Raw genomic sequence first — 443 nt, forward strand, 5'->3', positions numbered from 1 at the left:
TCGATCAGCATCAGACGTTCGTGTAAATCCATCAGGATGCTTGTCTGCTCTTGCGGCTGCAGATGTTGATCCCATTGTAACCTTTTATCGCTCTGAAGCTGCTGCAGTACCTCTTCTTCCAGCGACTGCAGCTTCACTCCCTGATTGTTGCATTTTATATCGCTGTCAGGCAGCACTTTGCGGCATGGCATGATGAGTAACGTGCCGTTTTTCCTTTTGTGAATCTCAAGCTTTCTTCCGCAAATCCCGCAGAATAACAGGTCTTTGAGCAGGGTGGTTCCCGTTTTATCTGCTGGTCTCTCGCGGGTGAAAGGGTCTGCCCCCCCCGTTCCATTTTGTACCAGTTAGCTCGTTCCCACTCTTCTACTGGAATGATCGCGGGATGGGCATCTTCCGTGACGATCGTCTCCACGATCTGATACCGGTACACCTGGCCTTTCTTG

General features: G+C 50.8%; 1 protein-coding gene. It reads right to left on the bottom strand.

Annotated features, from left to right (window positions below):
- Positions 1 to 344: recombinase zinc ribbon domain-containing protein (locus ACE41H_RS25185; RefSeq protein WP_375358317.1), on the bottom strand; the 344-nt coding region annotated here is incomplete at its 3' end.
- Between the last annotated feature and the right edge of the window lie 99 nt (positions 345 to 443).

The sequence above is a fragment of the Paenibacillus enshidis genome, assembly GCF_042136365.1.
Classification (GTDB): Bacteria; Bacillota; Bacilli; order Paenibacillales; family Paenibacillaceae; genus Paenibacillus; species Paenibacillus enshidis.